Genomic DNA, 16,627 nt, shown 5'->3' with positions numbered 1-16,627 from the left:
TCGTCGACGCTGTCGGCGCGCTCAGGCGCGCGATGTGTTGATGATGTCCAGCATCGGTTTGGTGACCGGGTACTGCGCGGTCACGCTGGGCCACAGCTTGTTTTCCATCTCCTGGCGCAGGCGCTGCCTTTCCGCGGGATCCATGGGATGGAACTTGATGCCCTGCTTTTCCAGATCGGCCAGCGCCTGTTTGCCCTTGCTGCCGGCGACTTCGCGCTGGTACAGGGATGCCTCCTGGGCCGCCTTCAGGAAGGCGGGCTGCAGGTCGGACGGGACTTTGCCCAGGCCACGCTTGCCGATGGCCGTAATGGACGGGCTGAACAAGTGGTTGGTCAGCCAGCAGTTGCTGACGACTTCATTGAACTTGCTCGACAGTACCGTCGCGGCGTCATGTTCGAAGCCGTCGACCACGCCGGTCTGCACGGCGGTGTAGAGCTCGTTGATCGGGATGGGCGTGGGAATCGCACCCATCAGCTTGAATGTCTCGACAAAAATCGGCGTCGGCAGCACGCGCAGCTTGACGTTCTTCAGGTCGCTGTCGTGCTCGACCACTTTCTTCGTGTATACGCTGCGGGCGTTGAAGTGATTGCCCCAGCCGATAAAGGTGCAGCCGGTGCGCGCTTGCAGCAGCTTGTTGAATTGCTCGCCGACGCCCGCGTCGACGGATTTGTTGACGTGGTCCCAGCTATCGAACACAAAGCCCATGTCCAGCAGGGCGAGTTCCGGCAGGGCGGTCGCCCAGATGGAACTGCCCGTGATCATCATGTCGATGGAGCCCAGGCGGACCTGCTGGACGACATCCGATTCCTTGCCCAGCTGGCCGTTCGGGAAGATATCGACGCGGATGCGGTCGCCGACGGATTGCTTCAGATCCGCGGCGAAGCGCTCGTACCAGATGTACTGGGCGGACTGCTGGTCGGCGGGTTGCGAAATCGAGCAGCGCAGCGAGACCGTGGCCGGGGCCGCCCACACCCGCGGGGCGGCGATCGCCGCGGCCGTGCCGGCGGCGGCTTGCAGGAAGCCACGCCGGGTAACAGGCGCGGGTTGGCGGAAAAAGCCTAGTGTTTTCATGCGTTTGTCTCCGTCTTATAGATGTAGGTCTTAGTATGTATAACGATTTAGTAAATCGTTATACCCATGCTATGAGTTTTGCCGTTTCTTTACAATAGGGGCCTGCCAGGGCTCCCTATGGAGCGAGCGGGATCCAAGCATGCCAAATGCCAGATTCACCCTGCAGCGTCACGAAACGGCTCCGACTGTTCCGCCATCGGGTGGTCGCCTATTTCATGAAAATTCGACGTCGACAGGGCGATACTGCGCCGCAGCAGTTTCCCTCCCTGCGATCGTCATGCATATCGAATCCCGCTCCGAAGCATTTGTGCCCCGCACGTTGCCCGCCGACAGCCCCGCCAGAGACGAGGAATCGCGGGATATCCGCATTTCGTGCGTGGTCCCTTGCCTGAACGAGTGCGACAACCTGCGCGTGCTGCTGCCGGCGCTGATGTCCATGCTTAGCAAGCTATGCACGGCATGGGAAGTCATCGTCACCGACGATGGCAGCACGGACGGCACGCCGGAGCTCATGCAGAAATGGGCCGCGCTCGATGGCTTTCGCTATGTGCAGCTGTCGCGCAATTTCGGCAAGGAAGCTGCCTTGAGCGCCGGGCTGGAGGCCTCCACCGGCGATGTGGTCATCTGCCTGGATGCGGACATGCAGCATCCGCCGGCGCTTATCCCTGAAATGGTCGCCCGCTGGCGCGCGGGGGCCGATATGGTCTACGCAGTGCGGGCGAACCGCGATAGCGAGTCCTGGTTCAAGCGTTTGGGCTCGCGCATGTTCTATCGCATGCTCAGCGATGGGCGCGGCGTGGAAGTGCCGCCGAACGCGGGCGATTTCCGCCTGATGGACCGCCGGGTCGTGCAGGCGCTGAACGCGCTGCCCGAACGCACGCGTTTCATGAAGGGGTTGTACGCATGGGTCGGCTTCCAGGCGGAGGCGCTGCCCTATACCCCGGATGCCCGCGCATATGGCAATACGAACTACAGCAAGCGCAAGCTATTCAAATTGGCGTTCGCCGGCCTGACTGCCTTCACCACCTGGCCGCTGCGCATGGTGAGCATGATCGGCCTGGCCTTCGCCCTGTTGTCCTTCGCCTACGGCTGTTATCTGGTGGTGGACTTCCTGATGTACGGCAACGCGGTGTCCGGTTGGACCACGATCGTTGCCGCGCTGATGTTCTTCGCGGGGATCAACCTGTTGTCCCTGGGAGTCGTCGGCGAATACGTCGGCCGCATATTCGACGAAGTAAAAGGCCGGCCCCTGTATGTCGTGCGCGAACAGCGCGGCAAAGTTTTCACCGAAAAGAAATAGTTCCCGATAAATATGTCGCGTGTGTTTGATGCATGGATGCGTCGCCTGGAGTCGCTATCCGCGGGCTGGCTTTTTGCCGTTACGGGCGTGTGGTTGCTATGGCTGTCCTGGCTGCGTCCGATGACGCTGCCCGACGAGGGCCGCTACGCCGGTGTCGCCTGGGAGATGCTGCGCGCCGGCGAGCATGTCGTGCCCTTGCTCAACGGCATGCCGTTCTTTCACAAGCCCCCGCTGTACTACTGGCTGGCGTCCACCGCCTTCGATGTTTTCGGTGTCCATCCCTGGGTCGCGCGGCTGCCGTCCTGGCTGGCCGCGTGGGCGGCGGCGATGGCCGTGTACGGCTTCATCCGGCATTACCGTGGCGTGCGGGCGGCGACGGTGTCGCTGCTGGTGCTGGCGACGCAGCCGTTTTTCTTCGGCGCCGCGCAGTTCGCCAACCTGGACATGCTGGTGGCCGGCATGATCACGCTGACCACGGTGGCCGGGGCCGCCACCGTGCTGAACGCCACGCGGGGCGCGCCGTGGCGCACGCTGGCCGTGGCGACGGCGGTGCTGGCCGCGCTGGGGGTTCTGTCCAAGGGACTGATCGGCGTGGTGCTGCCCGGCGGCATTCTACTGATATGGATCGCCATGCTGCGCCAGTGGCGCGGCCTGGCGGCGCTACTGTGGCCGCCCGCCATCGGGGCCTTCGTGGTGGTCTGCCTGCCGTGGTTCTGGGCCATGCAGAAGGAATTCCCCGGCTTCTTCAATTATTTCTTCATCTATCAGCAGTTCGATCGTTTCGCCGAAACCGGTTTCAACAACCGGCAGCCGGTGTGGTTCTACCTGCCTGTGCTGGCGGGTTTCATCCTGCCCTGGACCTTCTGGCTGGGTGCCGTGTTCCGCAAGGCGTTCTGGGCCGAGCGTGGCGGCGATGCCTATGCCGTACGACTCCTGATGGGCGTCTGGATCGTGGTGGTGCTGGCGTTCTTTTCCCTGCCGGCGTCCAAGCTGGTGGGCTATGTGTTGCCGACGCTCGCGCCGCTCGCTGTCCTGGTGGCCGAGGTCATCGTGACGGGCTTGTCCGGCGACAACGCGCAAAGCTCGCGCCGCCTCTATCGTGGCTGCCTGTCGACGGCGATCGTGCTGTGCGTACTGATGACGGCGTTCGTCGCCATTTATGCGCGGCCCAACTCCGCGCCTCTGGGCGCGCGCGCCCGGGCAGAGGTCAAGCCGGGGGACCAGATCGTCATGCTGCATGCGTACGGCTACGACCTGCCCATGGCCTTGCGGGATCCGCGTCCGGCGTGGGTGGTGGACGACTGGAACAACCCCGATATTCCCAAGCGGGACAACTGGCGCAAAGAGCTTTACGACGCCGGCCAGTTCCGTCCCGAGGCGATGAAGGATACGTTGATCTCCGTGCACGAACTGCAGGCACGCCTGTGCGCCGCGCCCGCGGGACAGACGTTCTGGTTCTGGGGCAACCCCGAGGACGACCAGGATGCCTATCCCGCCCTGCGCGGCAAGGCGCCTTTTGCCGTGAGCGGCAAGCGCGCCTTGTGGCGCGTCGTGCCGGATGCCGCGTTCAAGTCGCAGTATTGCGGCGGAACGCCCAAAACCGACTGAACAGGAAAGTCAGGACCGCGATGCCGACCAATATCAGCGCCAGCAGGACGTCATATCGCAGCGTCGTGCGGCTGAGCAGCCAGGCATACGCGGCTTCGTTCACCAGGAAACCGGCGGCCGACACGCAGAAGAACCGCCGCGCCGCCACATGCCACGCAGTGGCCTCGTGACGGAAAGTGAGTCGATAATGGCCACCGAACGAAACACAGAACGCAACCAGCCAGCCGACGACATTGGCCAGCAGCGGCGGCGTGTGCAGGACTTCCACGCAGGCGACGGCCGTGGCCCAATGGGTGGCGGCGGCCGCGCAGCCAACTGCGACGAACCAGCTCAATTGTCGGATCAGAACCCGCATTCCGGAACTTCCAAGGCGATGATGTCAGAGGGACCCGCGCATGCTTATGCGGATGTCAGACGCATTGTCGTATGCGCCGACGATTTTGGCATGAACGCGGCGATCAACGAGGGAGTGATCGGGCTGGCGCGCGCGGGGCGGATCAGCGCCGTGGGCTGCCTGTCGCAGGCGCCGGCGTTCCGCCTCGATGCCCCGCGCCTGCGCGAGCTGGACATCGACGTCGGCCTGCATCTGAATTTCACGGAAGCGCTGGGCGAATCGGGCCTCTACATGCCGTTGTCGCGCCTGATCCCTTTCGCGTACGCGCACATGCTGGACGGCGGACGCGTGATGCGCCAGATCGAACGCCAGCTGGATGCCTTCGAGGCGGCAATGGGCCGAGCGCCCGATTTCATCGATGGCCACCAGCACGTGCATCAATTGCCGCAGATCCGCCAGGCGCTGTTCGCCGTGCTGGCTCGCCGCTATCCTGGCCGCGGGCCCTGGCTGCGCTATACGGCGCCGGGCTGCCTGGATGGCGTGCCCCGGCCTCTGCGCCGCAAGGCGCGGATCATCGCGGCGCTGGGCGCGGCTGCGTTCGCCCGGGCGGCCGCGCAGGCGGGTCGGCGCACCAATCGTCGCTTCCTGGGCGTCTACGATTTCCAGGGCGGCGCGCAGGCCTACGACACGCTGCTTATGCTGTGGCTGCGCAATTCCTGTGACGGCGACCTGCTGATGTGCCATCCGGCCATGCCCGCAGGCGGCAGGCAGGGCATGGACGCGCAGCGCGGCGCGGAATACCAGGTCCTGTCCAAGCCCGGCCTGGGCGGCTGGATGTCCTCCATCGGGCTGCGCGTCGTCCGCTACGCCGACGACTGACGGCCGTCCCCCGCGCGCATGGCGCTATGCGTCGATGACCTTGCGCGCGAACGCTTCCAGGTAGTCCATCAGCGCGTCGGCGCCATGTGCCGCTGCGCGTTCGTCGCCGCTGGCGATGCCTTCGGCCATGGCCATGTGGTGGCGCGCGCCTTCCTTGATATCGCCTTCATGCTGGTAGGCATACCAGAAGCGGCGGCATTGGATCAACAGCGGCGTGACGGCCGTCACGGCCGATACGTTGCGGCAGGCGTCGTGGCAGGCGTGATCCAGCATCTGGTCCGCGCGCATATAGTCGTCCAGGTTGCCGCCCTCGGCCGCGCGCATCATGTTGGTGCCGCAGTCCAGGATGATGGCCCTTTGCGGCGGGGTGGCGCGCCGGGCCGCCGCCGTGGCGATCAGTTGTTCCAGCGCGCGCCGCGTCTGGATCAGGTCCAGGTGATCGGACAATTGCACATTGGACACGCGCAGGCCGCGCCGGGGCTCTTGCGTGATCAGGCCGGCGGTGACCATCCGCAGCAGTGCCTCGCGCAAGGGCGTGCGTCCCAGGCCGGTACGTTGTACGAGATCGGCTTCGACCACCGGGCTGCCGGGCTGCAGCTCCAAAGTGGCGATCATGCTCTCGACGGCGTCATAGGCGACGTCGGCGGCTCGGCGTTTGGGCAGGGCTGCGCTCATGGTCCAGGTCGTGTTGTCACTTCGTCATCGTCGGCGGCCGTATGGTAACGGAGCCTGGCCGCCGGCGGTGCGGCTCAAGCGCGTCGCGACGTTATCGGGTGCGACCGGAATTCCTCCGGCCGTTTTTCCAGCGCCGACCTGACGATGGCTTCCACGCGGGCTCGCTCGTCGCCGGCCAATGGCAGGCGGGGCCGGCGGACGTTTTCATTGCCGACGCCGGCCAGCGTTTCGGCCAGCTTGATGTTCTGCACCAGCTTGGTCGATACGTCCAGGTGCAGCAGCGGCGTGAACCACTGGTAAAGCTTGAGCGCCTGCGCCCATTCGCCCGCTTTCATCAGGTCGTAGAGGGCGACCGTTTCGCGGGGGAAGGCGGTGACCAGCCCGGCCAGCAAGCCGTCGGCGCCGAGCGCCAGCGCTTCGAACGACAGATCGTCGACACCGATGAAGAGCTGGTAGCGCGTGCCCAGCGCATTGCGCAGGTCGGTGATGCGGCGGATGTCGTCGGTACTTTCCTTGATGGCGGCCAGCCATTCGCAGTCGGCCAGTTGCGCCATGTGTTCCGGCTTCAGGTCCACGCGGTAGGCGACCGGATTGTTGTAGATCATGCAGGGCTTCCTGGCCGCCTCGGCGATGGCGCGCACGTTCTGCATCGCTTCGCGGGCATCGGCCACGTACAGGACGGACGGCATCACCATGAAGCCGTCTACACCCAGGTCGACCGCTGCCTTCACATAGCGCAGGGCGTCGCGGGTGCTGGTTTCCGAGACATTGGCCAGCACGGGGATGCGCCCGTCGCTGACTTCCACCGCAGTCCGGGCGACCGCCAGCTTTTCTTCCATCGACAGTGTGCTGGCTTCCCCCAGGGATCCGCAGGTCACCATCCCGTGGACGCCGTTATCGATCAGGAAGGCGAAGTGCCGCCGCATTTCCTCGTGGTCCAGCGACTCGTCTTCGCGGAATTTGGTCGTGACGGCGGGAAATACCCCCTGCCAGCGGCTACGGTTCAAGGTCGTTCTCCGGAAGGGAAAGGGCGCCCATGCGCGCCGACGGCCCAGTCTACCGGCTCGTTAATATATTTACAACGGAGGCGATTGCCCGGCCGCCGTGTCGCCGGTGCGCGCGTCCACGGGAGGGCGTTGCGGCATGGGCGCGCCGCGATATGCCCGGGTGGCATCGCGTACGAAGGATTCCACCGCCTCGTCGTAGACCGGTCCGCTGCGCACGGCGCCCGAATGCGATGCGCCGTCTATTTTCACCAGGCGTTTCAGGCTGGGCGCCACCCGCTGCGCGGCGGCGAACAATTGGTCGCTCATGGTATGCGGGACCACCCGGTCGCCGGTCCCGTGCAGGAAGAGCACCGGCGTGGTCAGGTCGGCCAGCTTGTCCAGGGAGTCGAACGGCTGCGTGACCAGCAGGCTGGCCCCTGGCACCCAGCCCCATTTAAGCGTCTGCACCATGGCGGCGATGCTGGTGAAGCTGGATTCGACGATCAGCCCGGCGAAGGCGGGCAGGTCCTTGCGCGAGGCCAAGTCGATGGCAATGGCGCCGCCCAGGCTGTGCCCATAGACGAAGCGCCTGGCCGGGTCGGGTTGTCGCCTGGCGAGTTCCCGCAGGGCCTCGGCGGCATCCTGGCCGGCGCTTTCCTCGGATGGCAGCATCCGGGTGGAATCGCCGAAACCGCGATAGTCGATGGCCAGTACGGAATAACCCAGACGTGTCCAGCTGGTCATGCGAAAGGCGCTGCCGTTCAGGTTCCAACGCGCGCCATGCAGGTACAGGACGGCCGGGGCGGCCGGATCCGGACTTTGCCAGTACCAGGCGCGCACGTGCTGTCCGGGCGCGACGGGAAGGTCGAAGACGCGCGTGCCCGCGGGCGGTTCGCTGAACCAGCGCTGGTCGCCCTGGGCCGGGGAAAAAATGGCTTCCCGCTGCCAGGCGTCCAGCTGCGTGCAGCCCACGACGGCGGTCGCGGCCAGCAGCGCGCAAGCCAGGGCGCGGCGCAGGCTGATACGGATGGGCAGGCGTGGCGGGCGAGGCATGGAAGATAGACCACCCTCTGGTGGCGGGGTTCCTCCCGGCGGGGACGCTTATCCGGGGTTCCCGTCCGCGGGGCGCTTATCCCAGGTGTTCCGCCAGGTCCAGCGCGATAGGGTACAGCGATACGACCAGCAGCGCGGCCATGGTGAGGTTGAAGGCGCGCACCACGCCGGGCCGGTGCAGCACGCGCCGCAAGGCCGTGCCGAAAGTGACCCACACGCCGATGCTGGGCAGATTGACGATGCCGCATACCAGGGTGGCCACCAGCAGGTTCATGAAGAAACCCGATTCGGGAATATAGGTGGCGGCCACGCCGACCACCATGACCCAGGCCTTGGGATTGATCCATTGGAAGGCCGCGGCCTGGAGGAAGGTGAACGGGCGGGCGCGGCGGCCCCCTTCGCGGATTTCGCCCGCGGTGGCGATCTTCCACGCCAGGTACAGCAGGTACGCCGCGCCGCCGTACTTCAGCAGCGTGTACAGCAGCGGCACACTATGGAAGACCGCGCCCAGGCCCGCGCCCACCAGCAGGATCATCAGCGAGAAGCCGATATTGACGCCGAGCATATGCGGTACGGTGCGCCGGAAGCCGAAGTTCAGCCCCGACGAAGCGAGCATGATGTTGTTGGGGCCCGGGGTGATCGAGCTGACCAGCGAAAACAGGGCCAGTGGTCCCAGCAGGCTGGCCGAAAGCAGGGGGATGGAATCGGTCATGTCTTACTGTCCATGCGGATTGTTCCTGGTCCGGCGCGGGCTACTTCCGGCCCGGCGCCGCCGCGGCCTTGCCGCCGGCGATGACCGCGATGACGGCCAGCGCGAAGGCCAGCGTGGCGGGGGTGACTTGCTCGCCGAATAGCACCGCCGCCGCCGCGACGGTAATAAAGGGCTGCAGCAGTTGTACTTGTCCGACGCGCGCGATGCCGCCGCGCGCCAGCCCGCGATACCAGGCGAAAAAGCCCAGGAACATGGAGCCGAAGGACAGGTAGGCCAGCGCCATCCAGGCGGCCGGCGACGGCGCCACCGGCGTATGCGCGGCCATCCACGCGACCGGCGCCGCGATGAAGGGCGCGCTGAATACCAGCGCCCAGCAGATCGTGCGCCACCCGCCCAGGGTGCGCGAAACCCGCGCGCCTTCCGCGTAGCCCATCCCGCCCAGCGCGACGGCCAGCAGCAGCCATAGATCGCCCACCTGCGGCGCGCCGCCGCCTTCGCGCAGGGCAAAGGCGGCGACCAGACCGGCGCCCGCCAGCGCCCACGCCCAGAATTGCCGTGACGGACGCTCGCCGCTGCCCAGGGCCGCGAAAGCCGCGGTCGATAGCGGCAGCAGGCCGTTGATCACCGCGCCGTGCGCGGCGGGCACCGATTGCATGGCCAGCGTCGACGCGATGGGCCAGCCCACCACGACGCCGAGCGCCGCCAGGACCACCCCGTATCTTTCCTCGCGTCGCGGCAGGCGGCTGCGCGTCAGCCATAGCAGCAGGGCGGCGGGCACCGCGGCGGCCAGCGCCCGGCCCAGGCCCACCAGCAGAGGATGCAGTTCCGCGACCGCGATGCGCGACATCGGCAGGGTCAGGCTGAAAATCAGGATGCCGAGCAGGGCCGCGCCGTAGCCCGTCCAGCCGTGCGGCGCGACGGGGGCGGATGACAGCGATGCAATAGTCGTGGACGGGCGCGTCATGGTGGAAACCAGGGTTGAGGCCGGAGCGGGAAAATGACACTCTACGCATGGGTTCCGGTACAGTACCGGTACACCTACCCAGTTCACTGCAATAACTGGCCTGGCGCCTTCACCATGACACTTTCTCCGCCTCCCCCCGCCTGGCGCCCCGTGCGCGGCAACGATGTCACCCTGGCCAGCCAGCTGGCGGACGACCTGACCCGCCGTATCCACGAGGGCCTGCGGCCGGGATCGCGCCTGCCCTCCATCCGCGCCATGGCGCAGCAAGCCGGTGTCAGCCGCTTTACCGTGGTAGAGGCCTACGATCGCCTGGCCGCGAGCGGGCTGGTCCAATCGCGGCGCGGCGCCGGGTTTTTCGTCGCGCCGCGCGATACCGCCCGCGCCGCCGCGGCGGTTCCGGCGCCGGAAGCCACGCTGGATACGCCGGCGCGTATCGATATTTCGTGGCTGCTGCGCAGCATGTTCCGCGAATCCGCCGCGCCGGGGATGCCGGGCGGCGCGGGTTTGCTGCCGGCGGACTGGCTGGATGCCGAGATGATTGCCGGCGCCGTGCGCGCCGTTGGCCGCACCGTGCGGGGTAATTTCCTTTCCTACGGGCATCCGCAGGGTTTCCCGGCGCTGCGCCAGCAAATCGCGGCGCAGTTGCAAGGCATCGGCGTGCCGGCGCATCCGGAGCACAATCTATTGACGACCAATGGCGTCACGCACGGCCTGGACCTGATCGCCCGTCTGCTGGTCGGTCCCGGCGATACTGTACTGGTCGAGGATCCGGCCTGGTTCGTGATATTCGGCCGCCTCGCGGCGATCGGCGCGCGCGTGATCGGCGTGCCGCGCACACCCGCCGGCCCGGACGTGGAGGTATTGGAAAAGCTCGCCGCCCAGCACCGTCCCAAGTTGTTCATCGTCAACAGCGTGGTGCACAACCCGACCGGGCATACCTTGTCGGCCGGCGCCGCCTACGATGTCCTGCGCATCGCCGAACGCTACGATTTCACGGTGATCGAGGACGATACCTATGCGGAGCTGCATCCGGGCAACGCCATGCGGCTGTCGGTGCTGGACCGGCTCAATCGCGTGATACTGGTGGGCGGTTTTTCCAAGATGCTGGCGCCCAGCCTGCGCGTGGGCTATGTCGCCGCCGCCCCGACCTTGCTGCAGAAGCTGGCGGACCTGAAAATGCTGGCCGGCCTGACCTCGCCCGAGCTGGGCGAGCGCGTGGTCCATCGTATCCTGGCCGACGGCCAGTTCCGTCGCCATGTGGAGCGGGTACGCGTCCGTGTCGACGAAGCGCGCGAGCGATGCGCCAGGCGCCTGCTGGATCTTGGCATGCGCATCCGCGATATGCCGCATGCCGGCATGTTCATCTGGGCCGATTGCGGCCGCGACGCCGAAGGGCTGGCGCGCGCCGCTGCCGCGCATAACATGCTGCTGGCGCCGGGCTCGCTGTTCTCGCCATCGCAGGCGCCGTCGACATACCTGCGGTTTTCCGCCAGCATGGTGGATAACGCGCCGGCCTGGCAGTTGCTGCGGCAGCTGGTGCGCGAGCCAGCCTAGGGGACATGAGCCGCGGCGTCCCGCATATACTCGCGTGATAGGGGCCGTCCCCGAAGCACTACGTCAAAGGAAGATCATCATGTCCGTTCCCATCAATCGCCTGACCGAATCGTTCGCCGTCGCGCCGCAGCTGTCACCCGACGATATGGCGGCCGTGGCCGCCGCCGGCTTCAAAAGCGTGATCATCAACCGGCCGGACTACGAGGGCGGGCCGGACCAGCCGACAGCGGCGGCGGTGTCCGAGGCCGCGCTGAACGCCGGCCTGAAGGTCGAATACCAGCCGGTCATCAGCGGCGGCATGACCGCCGACGACGTCAGCCGTTTCGGCAAGCTGCTGGAAACGCTGCCGCAGCCCATCCTGGCCTATTGCCGGACAGGGACCCGCTGCACCAATCTCTTCGTTGCGTCGCAGCAAGCGGGTGCGCGCTAAAGGGTTTCGGCCTGGGGACACTGCTCTGCCGCGTCCGGCGCTTTTCCGGTAGGATGGGGTACACATAACACCGTGTAAGGAGCTGGACATGTTCAAGAAAATCCTTATTCCCACCGACGGGTCTCCGCTGTCCGCCCAGGCGGCGAACGCTGGGGTTTGCTTTGCCCGCTCCGTCGGCGCGGAAATCGTTGCCCTGCACGTCACCCAGCCATTCGCCGCGACCATCGGCTTCGACGGCATGGCGGCCGCCTACGCGATCACGGACGAGGACTACGAGAAGGCTTCGGCCGAGCAGTCGAAGCGCTATCTGAAGCAGGTTCTGGACCGCGCGGAAACGGCCAACGTCAAAGGCACGTCGCGCGCCATCTCCAATTTCAACGTGGCCGACGGCATCGTCCAGGCCGCGCAGGAAAACGGCTGCGACCTGATCTTCATCGGCAGCCATGGACGCAGCGGCCTGTCGCGCCTGCTGCTGGGCAGCGTCACCGCCAAAGTTCTGTCGCTCGCCCACGTCGCGGTACTGGTCTATCGCGTCAAGGAAGAAAAATCCTGACCTGCTGCTCCGGAGCCGGGCAAATCTGGACGCATTGACGCCGATTGCATTGCCCGATCCGATAGGATGCATGTCCCTCGGTCATGAGGCCGAGGGCATGTTTGGTGCAGGTACACCGATCCTCGATTTATCGAGGGCGTTGCAGAGCCAAATAAACAATATCGCAGCGTGTCGGGAGACCGTGACAACGTCAACGACGTTGCTTCATGGTGGCGGTGTGTCGGATGGTAGGTTGCCGGCTGCTTACGCCCACTGGACGGAGTGAGAAGATATCTAACGATCTTCCGTTTTTGTATAGACGTCCGGGTCGTACCGCTCCATGAATATATGAGGGGAGCGTAGGGCTGTCCAACCCAACTTCTCGTACAGCCATGGCGCGGTAGAGCTGGTCAGAGTGAAACGCCGCAGGCCCTGGAGATCGGGGTGTGCCAATACATACTCCACCAGTCTGCGGCTCAATCCTTTCCCTCGTTCGCCGGGAACAATGAACACGTCAACCAAATGCGCAAAGGTTGCTTTGTCGGTGACTACTCGCGCGAATCCGATCTGCTTTCCGGCGTCATAAAGGCCGAAGCACAACGAGTTTTCAATCGATTTTTCCACCAGGCGTCGAGATATTCCGCGCGCCCACGTAGAGTCTTTGCTGAGGAAGCCGTGTATTAACGAAATGTCGAGGCGATCGATGTCCGTGGAGAACTCATATTCCATGTTGCTCTCGGTTGGCCGAGGCGAAACTGCCTCCGCTCGGCATTATCCCTACAGGGCCTGCACTTCATCAATGGCCATACGCTGCGCGTCCGCCGTCATACCTACAGATTCCCTCACGCGGCTCCAACGGGCTGGCCCCGACAGGCTCCACCCCAGACGGACCGCGGTTTGCCTTAATTACGGTCGCTGCGACGAGCTGGATTCTTGTGCTTCATGGATGGCCGATTCTGCCGTTCAGTGACTATAGTCCGTAGCCGCGCCCTCATGTCCGTACATGGCGGCGGGTGGATTGGACATGCGATGGCGCGCCCGTATCAGCGGCCGGGTCCGGGGCCTCTTACCCGTCCGTTTCACCTCGCACTGACCGTTGCGCCGCTCGCGCTGTCTGCGCCACAGGGCGCAGGCAGCAGGCGTTCAGGGCCGAACGGAAATCAAGCGCGCTGCTGTTGCACCCACTGCTGCACGCTGGGGCGCTGCCACTGCCGCGCGGCGTAGGCTTTGAGGCGTTCAGGGACGGCATCACCGTTCATGGTCAAGCGGTTGAGCATCAGCGCCAGATCGGTGTCGGCAATGCACCAGTTGCCAAAAAGGTTTCCGGCCTGCGCGGGCAGCAGTTGCTCGGCCACCCGGAACAGCTTGTCAGCGGCTTCCCGTGCGGCGGCGCTCAAGGGCGTTGCGGTGGGTTGGATGAACACCGTGTCCGTGCCGCGCTCGTTGCGAATGGGCAGGAGGTCGCTGCGCAGCCAGGCCTGGACTTGCCGGGCACGGGCGCGAAGTCGCGCGTCTTGCGGGTAGACCGCCGCATACGCGGGCGGCGCAAAGACGTCTTCTAGATACTCGCTAATGGCGCTGGACTCTGACAAGGTGAAACCCTCGTGCACCAGCGTGGGAACCCGGGCCGTCAGAGACTGCTGACAATACGCCGCTTGCTGGTGTTGCCGCGCAGCCAAGTCCAGGCGTTCGGTGGCGAACGCAATGCCTTTCTCAAGCAAGGTGACGTACACGGACAGCGCGTAGGGGCTGGTGAACTGGTGGTCAACAAAAAGGGTCGGCAGGTTCTGCGGCATGGGCGGGTTCCAAAAATAAAACGTAGGTGAAGTCTATGGGCGCAGTTGCCGCGCACAAAACGATTTATCTTTGACATCCTTGCTAAATTAATTCACATAGACTCATGACAGACTTACACCAGTTGCCCAATCTACTCGCCTTGCGCGCCTTTGAAGCCGCCGCCCGGCATCAGAACTTTTCCCGCGCCGCCGATGAAATCCATGTCACCCATGGTGCCGTCAGCCACCAGGTCAGGGCGTTGGAGCAAGACCTGCGTGTCGCCCTTTTTACCCGGCATGGCAAGCGTTTGACGATCACCCTACAGGGCGCGCAGTTCGCACATGCGGTGCGCAACGCATTGCAAGACATCGCGCAGGCTACCCACGCGTTACGCGATGAGACGCGGCAAACGCGACTCACAGTGTCGTCCATCCCTTCATTTGCCGCGCGCTGGTTGGCCCCGCGCCTTGGCAAATTCATTGAACAGAACCCGGGCACAGAGCTGGTTTTGCAGACCAGCGGACGGCTGCACGATCTGGTGCGCGATGGTATTGACGTGGGCATCCGTTTTGGCCAAGGCCAATACCCCGGCCTGGCGGTGGAGCGGCTAATGGGCGACTCGTACTACCCGGTCGCAAGCCCTGGCTACAACCAGGGGCGTCTGCCGACCACCCCGCGCCAGCTCAAAACGGCGCAACTATTGCGCTCGGCTGAACCCTGGCTGCCGTGGTTTCAGGCAGCGGATCTGACGCTTGCCGAGCCCACCGGGGGCGTTCGCTTTCAGGATTTGTCGATGCTGATCCGCTCGGCCGTGGCCGGGGACGGCATCGCACTGGTGCGGCATGTGGTGGCGATGCAGGAGATTGCGTCGGGGGAGTTGGTGCGGCTGTTTGACGTGGCGGTCAAAAGCCCCGGGGACTACTATCTTGCCTGTCCGCCGCAAGCACTGCACAAGCCCCAGGTCCAGGCGTTTCGTGAATGGCTGAAGGGGGAAATCTCGATCTTCAAGACGCAGACTGGGGAGGCGGTGGACTGAGCAGGATATCGATTTGAAGGCGAGAAACAAAAATCTGTCGTAAACGCTCCTTGCAGCCGCCTGATTTTGAAAGACTTCCAGGATTGGAAACTTCGGATCAAAGTCGGTCGCAATCCAATGGGTCGGATAGCGACGCTCCGTAGGAGCACACTGAATCTCCCTTTACTCGAAAGGAGATTGTCATGGAATCCGAGAATGTCGCCGTTGACCGTCGTGTGCCATGGAACAAGGGCAAACTCACCGGGCAGAAGCCGCCGCTGAAGCTTGGAGAGATTTGGGTAATCCGAACGAGACTTCAGGTGGCGTCGAATATCCGAGAACTCGCGATGTTCAATCTCGCAATCGAACGGGCAGGATCATGCGTGTGGCGGCAAGTCCCGCACCCGAATCCGGCGCGGCTACGATGGCAGCTTCGCCGCGAGTACATCAATGTTCATGATTTCCGGCGGTTTGGCGAAGAGGTCGGGCGCCTTCGCCATCAGCGCCTCGGCTACTTTGCCGGAGAGGTGCGCCTGGCGTCCGGCATCGTCGGGGAACGCATCGAAGATGCCGTACACCGACGGCGCGATTTTCAGCCCGAACCACGCAATCGTCGCGGGTTCCTGCTCGACGAGCGGCAGTCCGCTCATCAGGAAGTTTTCGACTTCCTGCTCCTTGCCCGGCTTCGCTTCGAGCCGGACGAACAACGCAGTCTTGACCATGCTTGCCTCTTTGTTGATGCCGATTGGGGGTATCGACCGAAACCCCAAATGATCTCTTCGTGCATGTATGGCGCGTGACTACCGTCGCCGATGGTGTATTGATCGGAAGCACCGTCGCACCAGCATATAGCAAAGAGTCTCCTGATACACGGTCTGATTTCGAACATCCTGGTGGGCTTCACCGTATTGATCAGCATTATCAAACCGCTCGTGGTCGCGGTCGTGTTTCTCGACCGAATGAAAGGACTAGCGGGCGACACGCTGTCTTTGCTGCAGTGGGTCGATAGCGGCCGTCGAACCATGTCTACGGTCGCCCGACGCCTACCGCCGTTCGCCGACCTCATCAGTAAATCTCTCTCGGCAGGCTATGGCGTTGCGCGAAAAGTCGGGGCACCGTCACTTCCAAGGTGAGTGACATTCGACACTCGAATTTCAAACTAGGTGACCGAAATGCCAAGCCAAGTGAACTTCGACACGTGGAATGCGACGTGCTTGGATGCCACGGACGCAAAATTTCTGACAGCCTCGCTCTAAGACCCTCCCGCAGGTCCCCGGATACCGCGGACACCCCCTCAATCCTGGCAGTCCCGTACGCGTTCGGGGCCAATGCCACGGCTCACTGACCATCGCGGCTCGTTCGCCATCTCGCCCAAGGTCACCTGCTGGCGTACGCATGCAACGGCATCCACTCCAGATGCCAGACCCTCGCACGAAAGCACCCGCGGCATGACGCCTTGTGTAGGCGATCGCTGGCCGCGCTGGGCGGCCAGCGATCGACGTGCGCCGCAAAATCTTCCTACGGCAGCATTCACCATCCACGAAGCGCAAGAACGCACCCCGTCGCGGCGACCGTAATTAAGGCAAACCGGAGTCCGTCGGGGGTGGTGCCTGTCGGGGCCAGCCCGTTGGAGCCGCGCGAGGGAATCCGAAGGAAGGACGGCCGGGCAAAAAAAACGCAAGAAAACCACCGCCACTTCGGCCGCCGTACGAGGATGACAACGCGGGAGTCCGGCGCG

The 16,627-nt window shown here is 64.5% G+C and carries 17 protein-coding genes and 1 pseudogene; 8 read left to right on the top strand and 10 right to left on the bottom strand.

Annotated features, from left to right (window positions below; genetic code table 11):
• Positions 1-21 precede the first annotated feature (21 nt).
• Positions 22-1,071: a TRAP transporter substrate-binding protein gene (locus CAL28_RS24505; protein ID WP_094843748.1), complete on the bottom strand. Its 1,050-nt coding sequence runs from the start codon at positions 1,069-1,071 to the stop codon at positions 22-24.
• Positions 1,072-1,342: 271 nt separating this feature from the next.
• Here CAL28_RS24505 and CAL28_RS24500 point away from each other — a divergent pair, with 271 nt between their 5' ends.
• Complete coding sequence (locus CAL28_RS24500) at positions 1,343-2,371, top strand: glycosyltransferase family 2 protein (RefSeq protein WP_440588446.1); 1,029 nt, start codon at positions 1,343-1,345, stop codon at positions 2,369-2,371.
• A 12-nt stretch (positions 2,372-2,383) separates the two neighbouring features.
• Positions 2,384-3,979, top strand: coding sequence for an ArnT family glycosyltransferase (locus CAL28_RS24495; RefSeq protein WP_094843746.1), 1,596 nt, complete (start codon positions 2,384-2,386; stop codon positions 3,977-3,979).
• Here CAL28_RS24495 and CAL28_RS24490 read toward each other — a convergent pair.
• Positions 3,939-4,334 carry a GtrA family protein gene (locus tag CAL28_RS24490; protein ID WP_094843745.1) on the bottom strand — a complete coding sequence of 132 codons (396 nt, stop codon included), beginning with the start codon at positions 4,332-4,334 and terminating at the stop codon, positions 3,939-3,941. The genes CAL28_RS24495 and CAL28_RS24490 overlap by 41 nt on opposite strands.
• An 18-nt stretch (positions 4,335-4,352) precedes the next feature.
• On the opposite strand from CAL28_RS24490, the gene CAL28_RS24485 reads away from it, so the two are divergent.
• Positions 4,353-5,192, top strand: a complete 840-nt coding sequence (locus tag CAL28_RS24485; RefSeq protein ID WP_369597687.1) for a ChbG/HpnK family deacetylase — start codon at positions 4,353-4,355, stop codon at positions 5,190-5,192.
• Positions 5,193-5,216: 24 nt separating this feature from the next.
• Here CAL28_RS24485 and CAL28_RS24480 read toward each other — a convergent pair whose 3' ends face one another.
• The 5 genes from CAL28_RS24480 to CAL28_RS24460 all read right to left on the bottom strand — a co-directional run bounded on the left by CAL28_RS24480 (position 5,217) and on the right by CAL28_RS24460 (position 9,582).
• Positions 5,217-5,867 carry a GntR family transcriptional regulator gene (locus CAL28_RS24480; protein ID WP_094843744.1) on the bottom strand — a complete coding sequence of 217 codons (651 nt, stop codon included), beginning with the start codon at positions 5,865-5,867 and terminating at the stop codon, positions 5,217-5,219.
• Between the two features lie 74 nt (positions 5,868-5,941).
• Complete coding sequence (locus tag CAL28_RS24475; protein ID WP_094843743.1) at positions 5,942-6,874, bottom strand: dihydrodipicolinate synthase family protein; 933 nt, start codon at positions 6,872-6,874, stop codon at positions 5,942-5,944.
• Between the two features lie 69 nt (positions 6,875-6,943).
• Complete coding sequence (locus CAL28_RS24470; protein WP_094843742.1) at positions 6,944-7,906, bottom strand: alpha/beta hydrolase; 963 nt, start codon at positions 7,904-7,906, stop codon at positions 6,944-6,946.
• Positions 7,907-7,982: 76 nt separating this feature from the next.
• Entirely contained in the window at positions 7,983-8,618 is a 636-nt protein-coding gene (locus CAL28_RS24465) for a LysE family translocator (protein WP_094843741.1), read from the bottom strand.
• 40 nt (positions 8,619-8,658) lie between these two features.
• On the bottom strand, positions 8,659-9,582 hold the full coding sequence (locus CAL28_RS24460) for a DMT family transporter (RefSeq protein WP_094843740.1): 924 nt from the start codon (positions 9,580-9,582) through the stop codon (positions 8,659-8,661).
• 150 nt (positions 9,583-9,732) lie between these two features.
• On the opposite strand from CAL28_RS24460, the gene CAL28_RS24455 reads away from it, so the two are divergent.
• From CAL28_RS24455 to CAL28_RS24445, 3 genes are all read left to right on the top strand, one after another.
• On the top strand, positions 9,733-11,136 hold the full coding sequence (locus CAL28_RS24455) for an aminotransferase-like domain-containing protein (protein WP_176464166.1): 1,404 nt from the start codon (positions 9,733-9,735) through the stop codon (positions 11,134-11,136).
• 79 nt (positions 11,137-11,215) lie between these two features.
• A complete protein-coding gene (locus CAL28_RS24450; RefSeq protein WP_094843738.1) occupies positions 11,216-11,566 on the top strand; it encodes a TIGR01244 family sulfur transferase in 351 nt (116 codons plus the stop codon).
• 88 nt (positions 11,567-11,654) lie between these two features.
• Positions 11,655-12,119 (top strand): universal stress protein, encoded by a 465-nt coding sequence (locus tag CAL28_RS24445; protein WP_094843737.1) that lies wholly within the window; start codon positions 11,655-11,657, stop codon positions 12,117-12,119.
• 273 nt (positions 12,120-12,392) lie between these two features.
• Here CAL28_RS24445 and CAL28_RS24440 read toward each other — a convergent pair whose 3' ends face one another.
• Positions 12,393-12,827, bottom strand: coding sequence for a GNAT family N-acetyltransferase (locus CAL28_RS24440; RefSeq protein ID WP_094843736.1), 435 nt, complete (start codon positions 12,825-12,827; stop codon positions 12,393-12,395).
• A gap of 431 nt (positions 12,828-13,258) precedes the next feature.
• A complete protein-coding gene (yfcF, locus tag CAL28_RS24435) occupies positions 13,259-13,894 on the bottom strand; it encodes a glutathione transferase (RefSeq protein ID WP_094843735.1) in 636 nt (211 codons plus the stop codon).
• Between the two features lie 104 nt (positions 13,895-13,998).
• Between yfcF and gcvA the strand changes: the two genes are divergently transcribed.
• Both gcvA and CAL28_RS30100 read left to right on the top strand, forming a co-directional pair.
• On the top strand, positions 13,999-14,910 hold the full coding sequence (gene gcvA, locus CAL28_RS24430; RefSeq protein ID WP_094843734.1) for a transcriptional regulator GcvA: 912 nt from the start codon (positions 13,999-14,001) through the stop codon (positions 14,908-14,910).
• A gap of 182 nt (positions 14,911-15,092) precedes the next feature.
• Positions 15,093-15,257: pseudogene (locus tag CAL28_RS30100) on the top strand (integrase); the annotation flags it as partial.
• Between the two features lie 51 nt (positions 15,258-15,308).
• Here the strand turns inward: CAL28_RS30100 and CAL28_RS24420 are convergent.
• Positions 15,309-15,611: a putative quinol monooxygenase gene (locus tag CAL28_RS24420; protein WP_094843733.1), complete on the bottom strand. Its 303-nt coding sequence runs from the start codon at positions 15,609-15,611 to the stop codon at positions 15,309-15,311.
• Between the last annotated feature and the right edge of the window lie 1,016 nt (positions 15,612-16,627).

The sequence above is a fragment of the Bordetella genomosp. 11 genome, from assembly GCF_002261215.1.
In the GTDB taxonomy this organism is placed as follows: domain Bacteria; phylum Pseudomonadota; class Gammaproteobacteria; order Burkholderiales; family Burkholderiaceae_B; genus Bordetella_C.
The sequence above is the reverse complement of the archived record's forward strand: the minus strand, read 5'-3'. Positions and strand labels throughout refer to the sequence as shown.

Coding starts and splice junctions, on each gene's coding strand:
- CAL28_RS24505 (WP_094843748.1), bottom strand. CDS start 1,071: ATGAAAACACTAGGCTTTTTCCGCCAACCCGCGCCTGTTACCCGGCGT.
- CAL28_RS24495 (WP_094843746.1), top strand. CDS start 2,384: ATGTCGCGTGTGTTTGATGCATGGATGCGTCGCCTGGAGTCGCTATCC.
- CAL28_RS24490 (WP_094843745.1), bottom strand. CDS start 4,334: ATGCGGGTTCTGATCCGACAATTGAGCTGGTTCGTCGCAGTTGGCTGC.
- CAL28_RS24485 (WP_369597687.1), top strand. CDS start 4,353: ATGATGTCAGAGGGACCCGCGCATGCTTATGCGGATGTCAGACGCATT.
- CAL28_RS24480 (WP_094843744.1), bottom strand. CDS start 5,867: ATGAGCGCAGCCCTGCCCAAACGCCGAGCCGCCGACGTCGCCTATGAC.
- CAL28_RS24470 (WP_094843742.1), bottom strand. CDS start 7,906: ATGCCTCGCCCGCCACGCCTGCCCATCCGTATCAGCCTGCGCCGCGCC.
- CAL28_RS24465 (WP_094843741.1), bottom strand. CDS start 8,618: ATGACCGATTCCATCCCCCTGCTTTCGGCCAGCCTGCTGGGACCACTG.
- CAL28_RS24460 (WP_094843740.1), bottom strand. CDS start 9,582: ATGACGCGCCCGTCCACGACTATTGCATCGCTGTCATCCGCCCCCGTC.
- CAL28_RS24450 (WP_094843738.1), top strand. CDS start 11,216: ATGTCCGTTCCCATCAATCGCCTGACCGAATCGTTCGCCGTCGCGCCG.
- CAL28_RS24445 (WP_094843737.1), top strand. CDS start 11,655: ATGTTCAAGAAAATCCTTATTCCCACCGACGGGTCTCCGCTGTCCGCC.
- CAL28_RS24440 (WP_094843736.1), bottom strand. CDS start 12,827: ATGGAATATGAGTTCTCCACGGACATCGATCGCCTCGACATTTCGTTA.
- yfcF (WP_094843735.1), bottom strand. CDS start 13,894: ATGCCGCAGAACCTGCCGACCCTTTTTGTTGACCACCAGTTCACCAGC.
- gcvA (WP_094843734.1), top strand. CDS start 13,999: ATGACAGACTTACACCAGTTGCCCAATCTACTCGCCTTGCGCGCCTTT.
- CAL28_RS24420 (WP_094843733.1), bottom strand. CDS start 15,611: ATGGTCAAGACTGCGTTGTTCGTCCGGCTCGAAGCGAAGCCGGGCAAG.